General features: G+C 70.7%; 14 protein-coding genes. 3 read left to right on the forward strand and 11 right to left on the reverse strand.

What is annotated here, in order from left to right; genetic code table 11:
* Window positions 1–5: 5 nt before the first annotated feature.
* Window positions 6–917, reverse strand: coding sequence for an RNA polymerase sigma factor SigJ (gene sigJ / locus CHF16_RS32880; RefSeq protein WP_089330068.1), 912 nt, complete (start codon window positions 915–917; stop codon window positions 6–8).
* Window positions 918–1,077: 160 nt separating this feature from the next.
* Here sigJ and CHF16_RS32885 point away from each other — a divergent pair, with 160 nt between their 5' ends.
* Both CHF16_RS32885 and CHF16_RS32890 read left to right on the forward strand, forming a co-directional pair.
* Window positions 1,078–1,707, forward strand: a complete 630-nt coding sequence (locus tag CHF16_RS32885) for an LUD domain-containing protein (RefSeq protein ID WP_089330069.1) — start codon at window positions 1,078–1,080, stop codon at window positions 1,705–1,707.
* A gap of 173 nt (window positions 1,708–1,880) precedes the next feature.
* Window positions 1,881–2,459, forward strand: a complete 579-nt coding sequence (locus tag CHF16_RS32890) for a dihydrofolate reductase family protein (protein WP_089330070.1) — start codon at window positions 1,881–1,883, stop codon at window positions 2,457–2,459.
* On the opposite strand, the gene CHF16_RS32895 is transcribed toward CHF16_RS32890, so the two are convergent.
* The 8 genes from CHF16_RS32895 to CHF16_RS32930 all read right to left on the reverse strand — a co-directional run bounded on the left by CHF16_RS32895 (window position 2,441) and on the right by CHF16_RS32930 (window position 10,641).
* Complete coding sequence (locus CHF16_RS32895) at window positions 2,441–3,151, reverse strand: helix-turn-helix domain-containing protein (protein ID WP_089330071.1); 711 nt, start codon at window positions 3,149–3,151, stop codon at window positions 2,441–2,443. The two genes, CHF16_RS32890 and CHF16_RS32895, sit on opposite strands and share 19 nt — an antisense overlap.
* Before the next feature lie 3 nt (window positions 3,152–3,154).
* The gene (locus tag CHF16_RS32900; protein ID WP_089330072.1) at window positions 3,155–3,625 is read right to left on the reverse strand and encodes a VOC family protein; all 471 of its coding nucleotides are present in this window, start codon (window positions 3,623–3,625) and stop codon (window positions 3,155–3,157) included.
* 58 nt (window positions 3,626–3,683) lie between these two features.
* Window positions 3,684–4,277: an ASCH domain-containing protein gene (locus CHF16_RS32905; protein ID WP_089330073.1), complete on the reverse strand. Its 594-nt coding sequence runs from the start codon at window positions 4,275–4,277 to the stop codon at window positions 3,684–3,686.
* 35 nt (window positions 4,278–4,312) lie between these two features.
* Window positions 4,313–4,954 carry an SIMPL domain-containing protein gene (locus tag CHF16_RS32910; RefSeq protein ID WP_089330074.1) on the reverse strand — a complete coding sequence of 214 codons (642 nt, stop codon included), beginning with the start codon at window positions 4,952–4,954 and terminating at the stop codon, window positions 4,313–4,315.
* A gap of 70 nt (window positions 4,955–5,024) precedes the next feature.
* Window positions 5,025–7,133 carry a hypothetical protein gene (locus tag CHF16_RS32915; RefSeq protein WP_089330075.1) on the reverse strand — a complete coding sequence of 703 codons (2,109 nt, stop codon included), beginning with the start codon at window positions 7,131–7,133 and terminating at the stop codon, window positions 5,025–5,027.
* Between the two features lie 162 nt (window positions 7,134–7,295).
* Complete coding sequence (locus CHF16_RS32920; RefSeq protein ID WP_218826960.1) at window positions 7,296–7,991, reverse strand: YqeB family protein; 696 nt, start codon at window positions 7,989–7,991, stop codon at window positions 7,296–7,298.
* 2 nt (window positions 7,992–7,993) lie between these two features.
* A complete protein-coding gene (locus CHF16_RS32925; RefSeq protein WP_143228208.1) occupies window positions 7,994–9,025 on the reverse strand; it encodes a hypothetical protein in 1,032 nt (343 codons plus the stop codon).
* A 188-nt stretch (window positions 9,026–9,213) separates the two neighbouring features.
* On the reverse strand, window positions 9,214–10,641 hold the full coding sequence (locus CHF16_RS32930; RefSeq protein ID WP_089330077.1) for an endo-1,4-beta-xylanase: 1,428 nt from the start codon (window positions 10,639–10,641) through the stop codon (window positions 9,214–9,216).
* Between the two features lie 410 nt (window positions 10,642–11,051).
* Between CHF16_RS32930 and CHF16_RS32935 the strand changes: the two genes are divergently transcribed.
* Complete coding sequence (locus CHF16_RS32935; RefSeq protein WP_245869651.1) at window positions 11,052–12,452, forward strand: non-reducing end alpha-L-arabinofuranosidase family hydrolase; 1,401 nt, start codon at window positions 11,052–11,054, stop codon at window positions 12,450–12,452.
* A gap of 138 nt (window positions 12,453–12,590) precedes the next feature.
* Here CHF16_RS32935 and CHF16_RS32940 read toward each other — a convergent pair whose 3' ends face one another.
* Window positions 12,591–13,238: a class I SAM-dependent DNA methyltransferase gene (locus CHF16_RS32940; protein ID WP_089330079.1), complete on the reverse strand. Its 648-nt coding sequence runs from the start codon at window positions 13,236–13,238 to the stop codon at window positions 12,591–12,593.
* Between the two features lie 36 nt (window positions 13,239–13,274).
* Window positions 13,275–15,641 carry a protein kinase domain-containing protein gene (locus CHF16_RS32945; RefSeq protein WP_089330080.1) on the reverse strand — a complete coding sequence of 789 codons (2,367 nt, stop codon included), beginning with the start codon at window positions 15,639–15,641 and terminating at the stop codon, window positions 13,275–13,277.
* Window positions 15,642–15,649 lie beyond the last annotated feature (8 nt).

The following is a 15,649-nucleotide window of genomic DNA, read 5'->3' on the forward strand; positions in this document are numbered from 1 at the left end:
CGCCCTCAGCCCCACAGGCGGAGCTTCTCGGGGTTGCGCACCACCCAGATGTGCCTGATGAGGTCGCCGACGACGTCGAACGCGAACACCGTCACGGTGACGCCGTCCTGCTGGGCCACCAGGCCCGGCTGGCCGTTGACCGTGCGCTCCAGGAGCGCCATGTTGCCGGGCCTCCGTTCGGCCAGCTCGACCCAAGCGCGCGCGATCTGCTCGCTGCCCTCGATGGGGTCCAGGAAGGTGACGGCGAGGCCGCCGCCGTCGGCGATCGCCGTGGCGTCGGGGTCGAGCAGGCCGATGAGGGCCTCGATGTCCTTGGCCTCCCACGCCCGCTTGAAGTCCCTGACGACGTCGGCTCGCCGGACGGGCGTCCCCGCGGGCGCCCGCGATCCCCGGATGCGGCGGCGCGCGGAGGACGCGAGCTGGCGGCAGGCCGCCGGGGAGCGGCCGACGATCTCGGCGACCTCGGCGAAGGAGTGGCAGAAGACGTCGTGCAGGATGAACGCGACGCGCTCCGCCGGGGTCATCGATTCGAGCACGACGAGGAAGGCCAGGTTGACCGACTCGTCCAGGGTGATCCGGTCGGCCGGGTCGGCGGGCGCGCCGCCGGTCCACTCCGCGCGCTCGGGCAGCGGCTCGGGGATCCACTCGCCCACGTAGGTCTCGCGGCGCGCCCGGGCCGAGCCGAGCAGGTTGAGGCAGATGCGGCCGGCGACCGTCGTCAGCCAGGCGCCCGGCGACTCGATGGCGTCCCGCTCCCGCTGCGACATCGCGTACCAGCGGGCGTAGGTCTCCTGGACGGCGTCCTCGGCCTCGGCGATCGAGCCCAGCATCCGGTACGCGAGATTGATGAGCCGGCGCCGCTCCCGCATGATCGCGTCCAGCCCCGGATCGGGCCGGTCCTGCCCTCGGCTGGTCATGGTTCCGGCGGCTCCCTCGGTCGCTTCGGTCCTCACCGGTTCCGACAAGACGGCCCGCCGGAATGTGAGGCGGCGGACCGGCCTCACATTCCGGACGGCTGCGCTGTCGGACCACCGAGAACAGCACATCACCGATCGACCAGGGAGTGCGGGGACCACCATGACCACTTCGATTCCGGAAGCACCGTTCACCGCCCCGGCGTCCGACGAGCGCCTGGGACGCGCCGCCGCCGCGCTGAGCGCGCACGGTTTCACCGTCGAGATCCTCGAGGACGCCGCGGCCGCGCGCCGCCGCGTCCGGGAGCTGATCCCCGAAGGCGCCGACGTGTTCACCGGGGCCAGCGAGACCCTCCGCCTGTCGGGGATCGACGACGACATCAACGGCAGCGGGCGGTACAGGTCCGTCAAGGCGCGCAGCAGGACGATGGACCGCGCCACCCAGCAGGCCGAGATGTGGAAGATGGCCGCCTGCGCCGAGGTCATCGTGGGCAGCGTCGCCGCCGTCACCGAGACCGGCTCCCTCGTGGCCGCCTCCGCCAGCGGAAGCCAGCTCGCCGGGTACGCGGGCGCCGCGCCCCGCGCGATCTGGATCGTCGGGGCGCAGAAGGTGGTCCCCGACCTGGACACGGCGCTGCGCCGCGTCGAGGAGCACTGCCTCCCGCTGGAGAGCGAGCGCGCCATGGGCGCCTACGGGCAGCCCAGCGCGGTCAACCGCCTCCTCGTCCTCAACGCGGAACCCGAGCCCGGCCGCGGCACCGTCCTCCTGCTCCGCGAAGCCATCGGCTTCTGACCCGCGACCACCCGCCGAAAGCCGGCCCCTCCGCCCGCCGCAGGGAGGCCGGCTTCGGTCGGCCCGCCCGGACGGGATGCGTCGGGCCGGTGTCGTTTCCGTCCAAGACGTTGGGGTGGCCGCGGCCTAGGGTGAGTCCGCCAGTTCGCCCCCGATCGTGAGGAGGACGCGCCATGCGTCGCCTGGTCTACACCGGTTTCATGTCGCTGGACGGCGTCGTCGACTCCCCCGGTGGAGGGCCGGGGGAGGAGCACCGCAGCGGCGGCTGGGTGTTCAAGGATCTCGAGTTCGTCCCGGAGGCCTGGTCGCTGAAGGGCGAGGAGCTCGCCGAGACCTCGGCGCTGATGTTCGGCCGCCGCAGCTACGAGGTGTTCGCGCCGGTCTGGCCCGGTTCGGCGGACCACGCCGACTACAAGGAGCTGCCCAAGTACGTGGTGTCGGAGACGCTGTCCGAGGACGCCCTGGTCGACGACTGGGGCCCGATCACGATCCTGCGCTCGACCGAGGACGTCGCCGCGCTCCGGGAGGGCGACGGCGGCGCGATCTTCATCCACGGGAGCGCGGAGCTGGCCCGGCGGCTGGCGGACGCCGACCTGATCGACCAGTACAACCTGCTCGTCTTCCCCGTCCTGCTCGGCGCCGGGAAGAGCCTGTTCGGACGGGCCGACCGCGCCAAGCAGATGCTGAAGCTCCGGGAGTCGGAGAGCTACTCGAACGGGATCCTGAAGCTCGTCTACGACGTCCGGCGCTGACCGAGGTCGAGGCCGAGCGCGCCGCCCGCGCCCTCGCGCAGCTGCCCCGCCGTCCGCCCGACGTAGGTGCGCAGCGCGCGGGCCAGGTGCGGTTCGTCGAAGTAGTCGAGCTTCGCGACGACGGAGGCGGCCGGGTCACCGGCCGCCAGCAGCCCCGCCGCCGTGCGGGCCCGCTCGATCTGCCGGACGGCGCCCCTGGTCAGCCCGGTCGCGGCGCGGAACCGGCGCTCGACCGTGCGGTCCGAGACGGCGGGCCGGTGACCGCGCAGCACCGCCGCCACGAGCGGGTCGCGGACCACGATCCCGGCCCGGACGAGACGGTCGACCAGCGCCTCGGCGTCGTCGGGGCCGGGCGTCTCCCAGCGCGTGCCGTCCAGCCGGAACGTCCGGCGCGTGGTGTCGGGGAGCACGATGCCCGCGTTCACCAGCGACGGCGTGGGCATGGCCCGCAGGGAGGTGCCCACCGCGAAGTCGATGCCCGTGAAGGTCGCGCCCTCCGGCACCGGCGCCGTGCCCGTCCGGGTCTCGGGGCCGGTGACGGTCGTGTACGCCCGGCCGTCCTGAGTCCAGAACACCAGGCCCCAGCGCGCCCCGGCCACCGACGTCATCTCCGTGACCCGCTCGCTCGTGCAGGTCCAGACGGCGTCGACCCACGGCGAGTCGGACTGGCGCGTCCCGAAACGCAGGTCCACCGGTCACCCGATCTGCTCGGCCAGCGCGACGGTGATGCCAGCGGGCCCGCGCAGGTAGCAGAGGCGGTAGCTGTCCCCGTACCGCACCACCTCGCCGATCAGTTCGGCCCCGTGCGGCCGCAGGCGGTCGAGGACGCCGTCGAGGTCGTCGACGGCGAACATGATCCGGTGCGCGCCCAGCGTGTTCACCGGGGCGCGCGGGTCGCCGGCCGGGCTCGCCGGGGACCGGTACTTGGTCAGTTCGAGCCGCCCGTGGCCGTCCGGGGTGCGCATCATCGCGAGCTCCGACCGGACGCCCTCCAGGTCGATCAGGCGGTCGACCTCGCGGCCCTCGGTCGTCGCCTCGCCTTCCAGTTCCAGCCCGAGCGCGGTGAAGAACGCCACGGCCGCCGCGAGGTCGTCCACGACGACGGCGATGTTGTCCAACCGCCGGACCGTCCCGCGCTCGGCGCCGCGCCGGTCGGTGTCGTTCATGATGATCTCCTTCGGGTTTCGCGGCCGGCCTCGCCCGCGCGGTACCGGCCCGGACGGATCACTCGGGCAGGGACCGCAGGTAGGCCATGAGGGCCTCGCCGCGCGGGGAGAGCCGGTAGCCGGTCTCCAGGCTTTCGGTGAGTCCGAGGGCCTTCAGGCGGCGGACGTCCGCCTTGAAGGGGAGCCTGTCGCGGCCCAGGTGCTCGGCCAGGTCGAGGGCGCGCAGGCCGGGGCGTTCCTCGATGAGGCGGAGGACCTCGCGGGTCCACGGTTCGCGGCGGCTTCGGGCGTCGACGGCGTCCAGGGCGGCCTTGAGGTCGGCCAGTTCCCGGTCGGTCAGGTCGGCGTTCGCGGCCAGCTCCGCGCGCGGATCGGGACCGCCGAGATGGAGCATGACGCGGTGGTAGCCGCCTTCCTTGCGGCTCTTCGACAGGGCGGTGAGCAGCGCGGTGCGGTCGGCGAAACCGGAACGGAGGGCGTCCTCCTCGGTGATCTCCTCGGGGGTGACGGCCGTGACGGAGTCGATGACGATGATCCCCGCCCAGGTGCGCTGCGTACTCCCCGCGCGGACCGGCGGCCTGCCCCACACGCGGAACACCCGGTCGATCCGCCCGCCCGCGATCCCCTCAAGGACCTCACGCCTGAACAGCATCGTCCCTCCCCGGCGGGCACATTACCGGCCCCGCTTCAGCCGTGGTCGATGGAGAAACCCAGGATGACGGCGGCGGACACCACGACATGCCCGGGTGCCAGATCCTGCGCGAACGCCTCGCCGCCCGAGCCGTGCCCGCGGTACCGCTCCGGTCCGACCTGGTCCGGGTCGACGTCGTCGATGTGCACGACGGCCCCCAGCCGCACCCCCGCGGCCTCGGCGAACAGCTCGGCCTTGCGCCGGGCCGCGCCGACCGCCTGCCGGCGGGCCTCCGCGCGCATCTCCCCTTTGGCGGTGACGTCGAAGTGGACGCTCTCTATCTCGTTCGCGCCCGCCGCGACCAGATCGACGAGCATGGGCTGCACGTCGTCGAGAGCGGTCGACTCGACGGCGAACGATGCCTGGCACTCGTACCCGATCAGCTTGCGTTCCGAGTTGCGGAAGCTCCACGAACTCTTCAGGTCGAGCCTTGAGCGTTGAACGGCCGCGTCCTGTATTCCATGACGCCGCAGTGCCCGGCGCACCTCCTGGACGGCGTCGCTGGCGGCGGAGAAAGCCCGGGAGGGCGTCTGCTCGATCCGCGTCACCTTGAAACGGACCCGCACGAGGTCGGGCATCGCCTTGACGCTCGACGCACCGTAGGCGGTCACGCCCCAGGGCCGTTCGATCATCTGCATGCCGATGATTGAAGCAGCGCGCCCCGCGATCCGTAACCCGGACGAAGAATTGGCGACAAAGCCGCCCTATCTATCGCGCTGAAGCGGACGGAGGGACGTCGTGCATCTCTTTCAGTGACCAGGTGCCGTTGCCGCCGCCGGTGACCTGGAGAAGTGTGTACGAACGGAGGCGGATTTCCGTGTCGCCGTCAGGGTGAGCGAGTGTGCGAACGGGGGTCAGAGTGTCGTCCAGTTGCAGGAGGCCGAATGCGTCTCCGCTGCGGAACAGCACGGGACCGGGCGGGCCCAGGTAGCGCACCACCGTGGTTCGGTCGCCCGCCAGCGAATGCTCGAACGGCCGGACGCGGGCGGCGGGCGCGCCCATGTCGGCCTGTTCCAGGGGCGTCACGTCGATCCGCCATTCCGCCCCGGCGGTTCTCACCTGGATCACCGCCTGTGCCGGGACGGCGAACGTGCTCCGGCTCGGCAGGGGCTCGTTCTCCTGGGACGAGTTGGAAGCGGCGGCGGACGCCACGGGTTCGCAGCCGGGTAGCGCCGCCAGATCCGGTGCGTGCAGGTAGACCTGGTGGGGTTCTCCAGCCGGGCATGTCACGACCGCGATTCCGGCCGGCCCCTGGTAGCTGAGCACTTCGGGCCCGCTGCCCGCGGCGGAGCCGGTGAACGCGCGTGCGCGTTCCGGTCCGCTGATGGTGACGGTCCAGCGGCCCTCGGACTCGACGGACAGGTACCTCTTCGTGAGCGCCTTGCCGGATACCAGCCGGTCGTCCAGGACGATGGTGGCGGGCGAAGTTTCCGGGCCGCATGCGATGACCGGCGTCCCCTGGCCGAACTCGGTGCGTCGAAGCCAGGCCCGCAGCCTTCCGGGCCCTTCGTTCGTGAATTCGGCCAGCACCGGACGGGGGAGCTGCCCCTTGATTTTGATGCGCATCCTGCCGGTGCCGCGATGTGTGCGCACCGTGCCGTCGGGAGCGGGTTCGACCGGCGTCCGCGGCGGGGGCGCCTCGCCTTCCGCAAGCCAGCGGTCGAGTTCGGCGGCCACCCTGCGCGGATCCTTCACCCGAATGCACAACCAGCGGAACAAGCGCCCCCGCTGAGGCATGGCCGCCCGCGGATCGAGACCGCGCAGGGCCAACATGACCCAGAACCAATTCCCCCATCGCAGCCGTCGCGCGGGAAGGGAAATGCCGTCCCGTACCCGCAGGGCGAGGTTGAGGTCTTCCCGGAACGGCGTCAGCCTTGCCACGTTCTCTTCGACCTGGCGCCGCTGCGACTCGTCGCCGTAGTGGACGGCCGCGATCTCGCTGCGCGGGATTCGCAATGCCTTCCACAGCAGCAGACCGTCCCAGATGACGAGTTCATTGCCGCTCACCCACAGCCGGGGCCGTCCGAGAACCAGCCGAAGCATCTGGAACGTGACGCCCAGCAGGACGATCGCGAGGACAGGCGCCCACGCGCCCGCGACCACCTCGGCCCAGGTGGTCTCCTTGTTGAAGGCGGCCCAGCCCAGCGCGAACAGCACCAGCGACGCGATGAGGACGAACAGGGCCGCCACTGCCGCCAGGGTGCGGTCCGTAGATCTGACGATCTTCGCGGCGATCGTGGACGAACCGGGCTTCGCCGACCAGCCCCACCGGTCGTGGTCGGCGAGGTCGCGCAGCGCGAATCGTCCGCGTTCCCTCGCCTGCCGCTTACGCGACGCGGGAGAGGCGCGCGTCCAGTAGACGTCCCACAGCACCATGCCGTTCAGCAAGGCCGCGATGCCTCCGGCAAAGGCGGCAAGGAACACGGTGGCGAGCGCCGGCCCCCATTCCGGTTTCCCGCCCTCCAGATGGACGAAATCGCCTGAGCCCACGTCCAGGGCGGTAACCGACTCCCCGGCGTGAAGGGAACGGTCGTCGTCCCCTCTCAGCTCGACTCCCTCACGGGTGAACTGGAAGATTCCGCCGGTCGTGTACGTGCCGTACCACCGGCATCCGCCTCGCCCGCACGCCTCTGATCCCGCCGTGAACGTGCCCGGGACCCCTTCGCCCCGCGCGGCGTGCCTGGTGGCCGTGGCCTCGTCCACCATGGCGCCGAAGACGAAGGTCCAGATCATCAGGAGCCCGGCGCCCGCCAGCAGCCGGGCGACCGGGAACTGCCCGAGCCTGGCGAGTGAGTACCTCTTCGCGGCCCGGTCCACCTCGCGTCTTCGGCTCATTCCCGTCCCGTCCAGACCGCCGTCGAGGCCCAGCCGGACGGCACCATCGCGGAACCAAGGATCACATGGCGGGACGGGAAGATCGAACGTGCGGGCGGCGCCGTTCCGCGTCGGCCGGGACCGCTCAGCGCCGGCCGGGACCGCTCAGCGCCGGCCGGGACCGCGCCAGTACTGCTGCTTGCCCTTGTCGCGGACGACGATGCCGACCCGCGCCAGCTCGCGCCGCAGCTCCTTGACGGAGTCGCCCGAATCCGAGGACTTCAGGGCCTCCGCGCGGGCCCTGAGCAGCGCGTTCGCCAGTTCGGGCAGTTCCGGGGTCTTCGGGACCCAGAGCTTGAACTCGTCCTCGTACGGGTCGCCGTCCACCCAGGCGTAGCCGTGCGCGGTGAAGGCCGCGGCCAGCCGCCGGACGCCGAGATCGCACTTCTCCCGGGCGAGCTCCTCGCCGTTGGGACCGAGCAGCACCAGCCGGTCCTTCTCCTGGAACACGTGGCCGACCCGTTCCCGGGCGATCTCCTGCTCGTAACCCGTCCGCTTGAGCACCACCCGCTCGCCGGACACGGTGACCGAGACCTGCTCCAGCGCGTCGACGAAGATCACGACGACGCCCGCGAGCGCCCCCAGGACGACCAGTCCGACGCTGAGCCACGGCTCGGGAATGGAGGTGAGCAGCTCAGCGGGGCCCCGCATCGGTGCCCACTTCAGCCCGACCAGCCAGTGCGCGAGCAGATCGAGGAGCCAGCCGGCCCCGGCCAGCAGTGTCGCCGCCGCCACGTACAGCGTCCCCTGGGCCCAGGCAGGCCGGGCCAGCGTCGTGGACGTGTCCAGATGCGATCCCACTTTCAGATCCTCCCCGCAGGCGCGACGGTTTCCTTGGAACGGCGTAGCCGAAGGTCGATGAGGGCCAGGAGGAGCAGCACGCCCAGCAGCAGGACGGCGTTCACGGTGTACTTGACCGGATACGACGTCTCGCCGAGCGGCTCGACCACGAAGGCCAGCGCCGAGTTGACCACGAGCGCGGCGCCACTGGCCGCCAGGATGTGCCGGTGGTTCCAGCCGCGGCGGCGGGAGTACCGCAGCAGGCCGGCGGCCGCGAGCACGAGGGCGAGGGCATCCAGCACCACCCCCGTCCAGGACGCCGGTGCGAACTGGTGGGTGCCCCACAGCACGACGCCGCCGCACCCCACCAGCCATGGCGGCGGAACCCTGCCCGGCGCGGCCGCGGGCGCGGGCGCGGGACGCCGGGGGAGGACGAACGCGGCGACGACCAGCAGCACGGCGATCGCCGCGGTGGTGCCGAGCTGCGCCGGGCTCGCCATGAAGTCCCTGGTGTGCTCCCTGAAGATGATCGCCGCGGCGAGCCCGTACAGGACGACCATGGTCGCGATGCCGGTCCGTCCGAGCCAGGGCCGGGCCGCGTAGCGCGGCGCGCAGGCCTCGATGACCGCGATGGGCGCGCCGAAACTCCAGATGACGTGGCCCGCGACGAAGACCAGCAGGTACTTGGCGCTCAGGCCCAGCTCCGGGATGTGGGTCGGCAGCCGGTCGCGGTCCCAGGACGGCTCGTCCACGAAGTCCGGATTGAACAGGCTCTGGTCGATCAGTCCCGCCTGGACGAGCCCGAACGCCGCGCTCAGCAGCACGATCGCCGGCCAGCCCCGTCCGGTCCGCCGGACGGCCTCGCGGATCAGCACCGCGACGGTCCCGTACAGCGGGGCGAGGATGAGCAGCCCGCCGAGCAGCTCCAGCGGCCGCCCGATGATCTGGTCGTAGCCGATGAGGTACTCGGCGCAGACCGGTGACAGCAGGAGCAGCCCCACCACCAGCGCCATCCGGCGCCGGAGCGGGGGCATGCCGGGGTCTTCCACATCCATGATCTTGAAGTTAGAAGCCGGGCCCCCGCCCCGGCAGCCGTCCAAAGGCGACCGTCGGCTGCTCCAAAGTCGCTACCGCGCGACCCATTGGTCGCCCGACGACACGCCGAGAGCGGAGCCAGGGCTTCCCGGCTCCGCTCCGGGCGTGCGTGCGGTGATCGACCTGAGGTCAGCCGATCGTGCTCAGGTCAGCCGACGGTCCAGCGCTGGTTGCTGCCGTTCCAGCAGGAGTAGAGCTGGATCGGGGTGCCGTTGCCGCTGCCGGCGGCGTCCAGGCAGAGGCCCGACTGCACGCCGACGATGGACCCGTCGGAGTTCACGCGCCACTTCTGGTTGTCGCCGCCCCAGCAGCTGTAGATCTGGACCCTGGCGCCGTTGCCGGTCCCGGCGGCGTCCAGGCACTTGTTGCCGTAGACCCGGAGTTCACCGGCGTCGGTGGCGGTCCACTGCTGGTTGGTCCCGCCGTGGCAGTCCCACAGCTGGACCTGGGTGCCGTCGCTGGTGCTGGCGTTGGGCACGTCCAGGCAGCGGCCCGAACCGACGCCCTTGATCGTCCCCTCGCCGCCGGTGGGCGGCGGCTCCGAGGTGCCGCCGTTGAGGGCGTTCAGCACCGCGCTGTAGGCCGACTTCTTGTTGCCGTTGCCGTCGAACAGCAGCGGTGTCTGCTCCGAGCGCCACGAGTCGGTGTCGCGGACGCCCCAGACGGTGATGCCGAGGCACCGCGAGACGGCCAGGCAGTCGTTGGTCACGGCGGCGTAGGTCGTGGGCGACGCGCCCTGGATGTCGAGCTCGGTGATGGCCACGTCGACGCCGAGGGCGGCGAAGTTCTGCAGGGTGGTGCGGAAGTTGCTGTCGTACGGGCTGCCGCTGTTGAAGTGGGACTGGAAGCCGACGCAGTCGATGGGCACGCCGCGCTGCTTGAAGTCGCGGACCATGGCGTACACGCCCTGGGTCTTGGCCCAGTTCCAGTTCTCGATGTTGTAGTCGTTGTAGCAGAGCTTGGCGGACGGGTCGGCGGCGCGCGCGGTCTGGAAGGCGACCTCGATCCAGTCGTTGCCGGTGCGCTGCAGGTTGGAGTCGCGGCGGCCGCCGGAGTTGCCGTCGGCGAAGGCCTCGTTCACGACGTCCCACTGGACGATCTTGCCCCGGTAGTGGGCCATGACGCCGTTGATGTGGTCGATCATCGCCTGGCGGAGGTTGCCGCCGCTGAGGCTCTGCATCCAGCCGGGCTGCTGGGAGTGCCAGGCCAGGGTGTGGCCGCGTACCTGCTTGCCGTTCTGGACGGCCCAGTTGTAGATGCGGTCGGCGGAGGAGAAGTTGAACTGGCCGCGCTGGGGCTCGGTGGCGTCGATCTTCATCTCGTTCTCGGCGGTCACCATGTTGAACTCGCGGTTCGCGATGGTGGTGTACGTCGAGTCGTTGAGCCGGCCCGAGGCGATGGCGGTGCCGAAGTAGCGGCCGCTCTGCGCCGCCGCGGCGCCCAGGGTGCTCTCCGCGGCGGACGCCGGAGCCGGTGCCACCAGAGCCGCAGCCGCGGTGAGCACTCCCAGGGCGCCCGCCAGGACGGCCCGCTTGCGGACCCCGGGCCTGGACCCGGGCATGGCGTTGTTACGCACGTCTGTTCCTCCATTGAATGAACGATGGCTGGAAGCACGGGACAAGGCCGTGCGGCAGACGCCGCGTTCCAGCTCGGGAACGCACACACCACCGGGGCGTCGCGGACTCAGTGTGCGAGCCGGCGCAGATCCCGTCAACAGTTTCAAAGAACTTTCATAGCGATGATCTTGATCTTGGTTTGTGCGCGCTTTCTAGCAGCGTGTTTGTACTCGAAACTTTTCGAAGGCCCGGAGTCCTTGACGGCGGCGTTCGCCTCGTATTTACTCCGGGCCACCACCACCGCCCCCGATCCCCCCGATGAGAAGAGGTCCCGCCCGAAGCGAAATGTTAGCGCTACCATTCACGTGAACGAAGGGAAGAGTTCATGTTGAGGACCGGTGCGGCAGTGCTGGCATCGCTCCTGCTGTCGATGTTCCTGACCGTGGTGAACACGCAGACGGCCCAGGCCGCGACAGTGGATGTGAACAAGTGGTACGTCCTGGTCAACCGCAACAGCGGCAAGGCCCTGGACGTCTACAACCTGGCGACGAACGACGGCGCCCGCATCACCCAGTGGACCAGGAACGACCAGTACCAGCAGCAGTGGCAGTTCGTCGACTCCGGTGACGGCTACTACCGCATCAGGTCCCGCCACTCCGGCAAGGTGCTGGACGTCTACAACTGGTCCACGGCCAACGGCGGCTCGATCGTCCAGTGGTCCGACCTGAACGGCACCAACCAGCAGTGGCGGCTGGCCGACAGCTCCGGAGGCTATGTCAGGTTCATCTCGCGCCACAGCAACAAGGCCCTCGAAGTGCAGGGCGCCTCCACCGCCGATGGCGCGAACATCGTCCAGTACGACGACTGGGGCGGGGCCAACCAGCAATGGCAGCTCGTCGAGGTGGGAAGTGGCTCCAACCCGGGGTGCGGCCTCCCGTCGTCCTACCGTTGGACGTCGACGGGCCCGCTCGCCCAGCCCAGGTCGGGATGGGTCTCGCTCAAGGACTTCACCGTCGCCCCCTACAACGGCAGGCATCTCGTCTACGCCACGACCCACGACACGGGGACGAGGTGGGGTTCGATGAACTTCAGCCTGTTCTCGAACTGGTCGGAGATGGCCTCGGCCAGCCAGAACGCGATGTCGAACGCCACCGTCGCACCCACGCTCTTCTATTTCGCGCCCAGGAACATCTGGGTGCTTGCCTACCAGTGGGGCGCGACCGCCTTCTCCTACCGGACGTCCAACGACCCCACCAACCCCAATGGCTGGTCGTCACCGCAGACGCTCTTCTCCGGGAGCATCTCGGGCTCCGGGACGGGACCCATCGACCAGACCGTCATCGGCGACGACACGAACATGTACCTGTTCTTCGCCGGCGACAACGGCAAGATCTACCGGGCCAGCATGCCGATCGGGAACTTCCCGGGCAGCTTCGGGTCCAACTCGACCGTGATCATGAGCGACTCGACCAACAACCTGTTCGAGGCCGTCCAGGTCTACAAGCTCAAGGACCAGAACCGCTACCTCATGCTCGTCGAGGCGATCGGTTCCCAGGGGCGGTACTTCCGCTCGTTCACGGCCACCAGCCTCAACGGCTCGTGGACGCCGCAGGCCGCGAGCGAGGGCAACCCCTTCGCCGGCAAGGCCAACAGCGGTGCCACCTGGACCAACGACATCAGCCACGGCGAGCTGATCCGCACCAGTGCGGACCAGACCTTCACCGTCGATCCCTGCAACCTGCAACTGCTGTACCAGGGGCGCAGCCCCAACTCCGGCGGCGACTACGGCCTCCTGCCCTACCGGCCGGGCCTGCTGACGCTGCAGCGCTGACGGCATGAGACGGGTCCCGCCTCGGGCGCGGACCCGGCACGGCGGGCCCGGTCCCCGCCGCCGAGCCCACCCCGCTCGGCGGCAGGACCGGGCCCGTCCGCCGCCGGCTTGCACTCCGCGCTCGGTGAACCCGGCGGGTCAGTGAGGCGATGCCTCGGGCCGCCGGGCGAACACGATCGCACCCGGCTTGGGCCCGTCCGGATCCAGCAGGTGCTGCGCCTCCACGGTGAAGCCCGCCTCGCGGACCCAGCCGGTCACGCGGCCGGGTGGACGGTGGTGCACGTACGTTTCCACGCGCTCAGCACCGTCACCGGTCGTTTCGAGCTTGGACTCGTCGCCGACATGGAACCCCACGGCCAGCACCCCACCGGGCCGCAGGACCCGGCGGAACTGCCCGAGCACGTCCGGCACGGCCTCGTCCGGGATGTAGATCAGCGACCACCATGCGAGCACACCGGCGAGAGAGCCGTCGGCGACCTCCAGATCGGTCATCGACCCGACCTCGAACCGCGCCCCGGGATGCTCGCGGCGCGCGATCTCGATCATCGCGGGTGACAGGTCGATGCCGGACGCGTCCGCGCCCAGTTCCCGCAGCAGCGCGGTGGTGTGCCCCGGCCCGCAGCCCACGTCGAGGACGGGCCCGCCGCCGATCGCGCGGACCAGCTCGGCGAACAGCACGACCCCCGCCCGGACATGGAGCAGCCTGTCGAGCAGGTCGCGCGTCTCCTCGGCGTAGTCGGCCGCGACGGCGTCGTAGGAGTCGCGCGTATCGCTCAACCAGCTCACCAATGGACCGTAACCCGTCCGCTCCCCTGACGGGGGTCAGGGGCCGTCGCCGGTGTTGGCGTCGATCGCTTCCATCGTGTCGCCGTTGAGGACGTAGAGGATGCCGGCCGCGATGACGATCGGGGCCTTCACCGTGGCATCGCGTTTCCAGCGCTGCCGGCCAGTGCGCGTGTCGAAGGCGATGAGGGTCTTCTCGTCCGGCCGGAACGAGCGTTTCCGGTAGGAGGCGACGTAGACCAAGCGCCCCTCGGCCGCGGCGACATCCGCGTCCGAGTTGATGCGCTTCTGCCAGAGGCGCCGACCGGTGGCGAGGTCGAACGCCGCCAGCGAGGTCCGCTCGACGGTACGGAACCAATTGCTGCCATTGTCCTCCCACTCGACATAGGCCGTCCCGCCCGCGACGGAGAGGCGCCCGGAGATGTCTTCCGGGAGGGAGGACTTCCAGAGCCGGCGCCCGTCCGACGCTTGCAAGGCGTAGAGCGTTTCGTCTTCGAGCACGTACAGGGTCGAGCCCTCGACGACCATTTCGGGGTCGGCCGAACTTGTGGCGGCGAGCGGGACGTCCCAGCGCCGGCGGCCCGTGTCCGCGGCGTACGCGCGAATCCGGTACCCGCTCTTGGCCTTGGTAGCCGTGTAGACATTCGAGCCCGCGGCCGCGAAGGTCCGCACCTCTTCGGTCGTGGCACGCCAGCTTTCGCCGGATGCGCTCGTCAAGGAGACCAGGACATTCTCCTTGTCGTTCTTGCCGGACGTGACCACGGCGATGCCTTCTCCGGTGACCCGCACATCGGATGTGCAGGAATCGGCGTCGAGCGTCTTGCTCCAGACGCGAGCGCCGGTGGCGGGCTCCACGGCCGAGACGCGCATCTGGTCGGGGCTGCCCTGGCGTTCGACCTCGTCCATCAGCATGACGCGGCCCAGCGCGCCGGGGCGGGTCGTGCAGCCTTCCCCGTTCGTCGGGATCTGCCAGAGCCGCTTCCCCGATCGGGAGTCGAGGGCGCTCAGCCGCGTCTCGCTCCAGACGATGAGCACGGAGCCGGCGCGGCCGGCCACCATCTCCTTCTCGCCCGCCTTGGACTCCCAGCGCCGCCGGCCCGTCTTCGCGTCATGAGCGGCGGTCCCGTCCTTCTTGCCGATGTAGGCCACCCCGTCGGCGACGACGGCGGCTCTGAACGCGCCATCGACGGACCAGGGCCGGAACCCGTCCTCCCGACTCGAACCTCCCGGATCGAGCACGACGTAGATGATCACGCCCGCCAGCGCGAGGAGCGCCAGCACGGCCCCCCAACCACGTCGCCGGGACCCTGTGGACGTGGGAGGCGCCGCCTCCGGAGGACGGGGTCGTGGGGTGGACGCCTCCGGCTCCGGTCTCGGCCGGGGCACCGACTCGATCGGGGTGAACAGCTCGGCTCTCCGGCTCGGGATGGAGCCCCATTTCGGTTCGGGTTTCCGCCTGGTGCGCGGCTCTGTCTCCGGCTCCGGATCGGGCTGCGGTACCGGCCGCGGGCCGGGTTCCGGTGCGGGGTCGGCGTACGACGAGACCAGGGTGGCGTACTCGTCGATCAGCGAACTCTGCGGTCCCTCCGTCCAGTCGACCGGGCCGTCCGCGATCGAGCCGGCCAGTTCCGCGAGGATCTCGTCCGGCGTCGGGCGCATGGACGGTTCCTTGGCCAGGCAGCGTCGGATGAGGTCGCGCTGCTCCGCCGGGACGCGCGCCAGGTCGGGCTCCTGCGTCAACACCCGGTGCAGGACGGCAGGGAGTTCTCCGCTCCCGAAGGGCGGGCTGCCGGTGGACGCGAAGTACAGGACGCCGCCCAGGGAGAACACGTCGGTCTCGGGGCCGATGTCCCCACCGCGAGTCTGTTCCGGCGACATGTAGCTGGGGGTGCCGACGAGCCCGCCGGTCGTCTCGGTGCCGTCCGCCGCATGGACGATCCCGAAGTCGATCACCCGCGGCCCGTCCTCGGCGAGCAGGATGTTGGACGGTTTGAGGTCCCGGTGGATCAGCCCGGCGGTGTGGACGGCCTTGAGCGCCTCGGCGAGCGCCGCCGCGAGCGCGGTGACCGTCCGCGGAGGCAGCGGTCCGCGGTCGCGGACGACGGCGCCGAGGGCGGGGCCCGCGACATGCGCGGTCGCGAGCCAGGCGGGACGGCTCTCGGTGTCGGCGTCGATGACGGGGGCCGTATAGAAGCCGCTGACCGACCTGGCGGCCTCGACCTCGCGCCGGAAGCGCCGCAGGAAGCCGGGGGCATCGGTGAGGTGGGTGTGGATGACCTTGACCGCGACGAGCCGTCCCCCGGGAGAGCGCGCCAGGTAGACGAGGCCCATACCGCCCGCCCCGAGCCGCGCCAGCAACTCGTACGAGGCGATGCGGGCGGGATCCGACGGCGTTAACGGCTCCATTCAATGGA

The sequence above is a fragment of the Actinomadura meyerae genome, from assembly GCF_900188445.1.
GTDB lineage: Bacteria > Actinomycetota > Actinomycetes > Streptosporangiales > Streptosporangiaceae > Spirillospora > Spirillospora meyerae.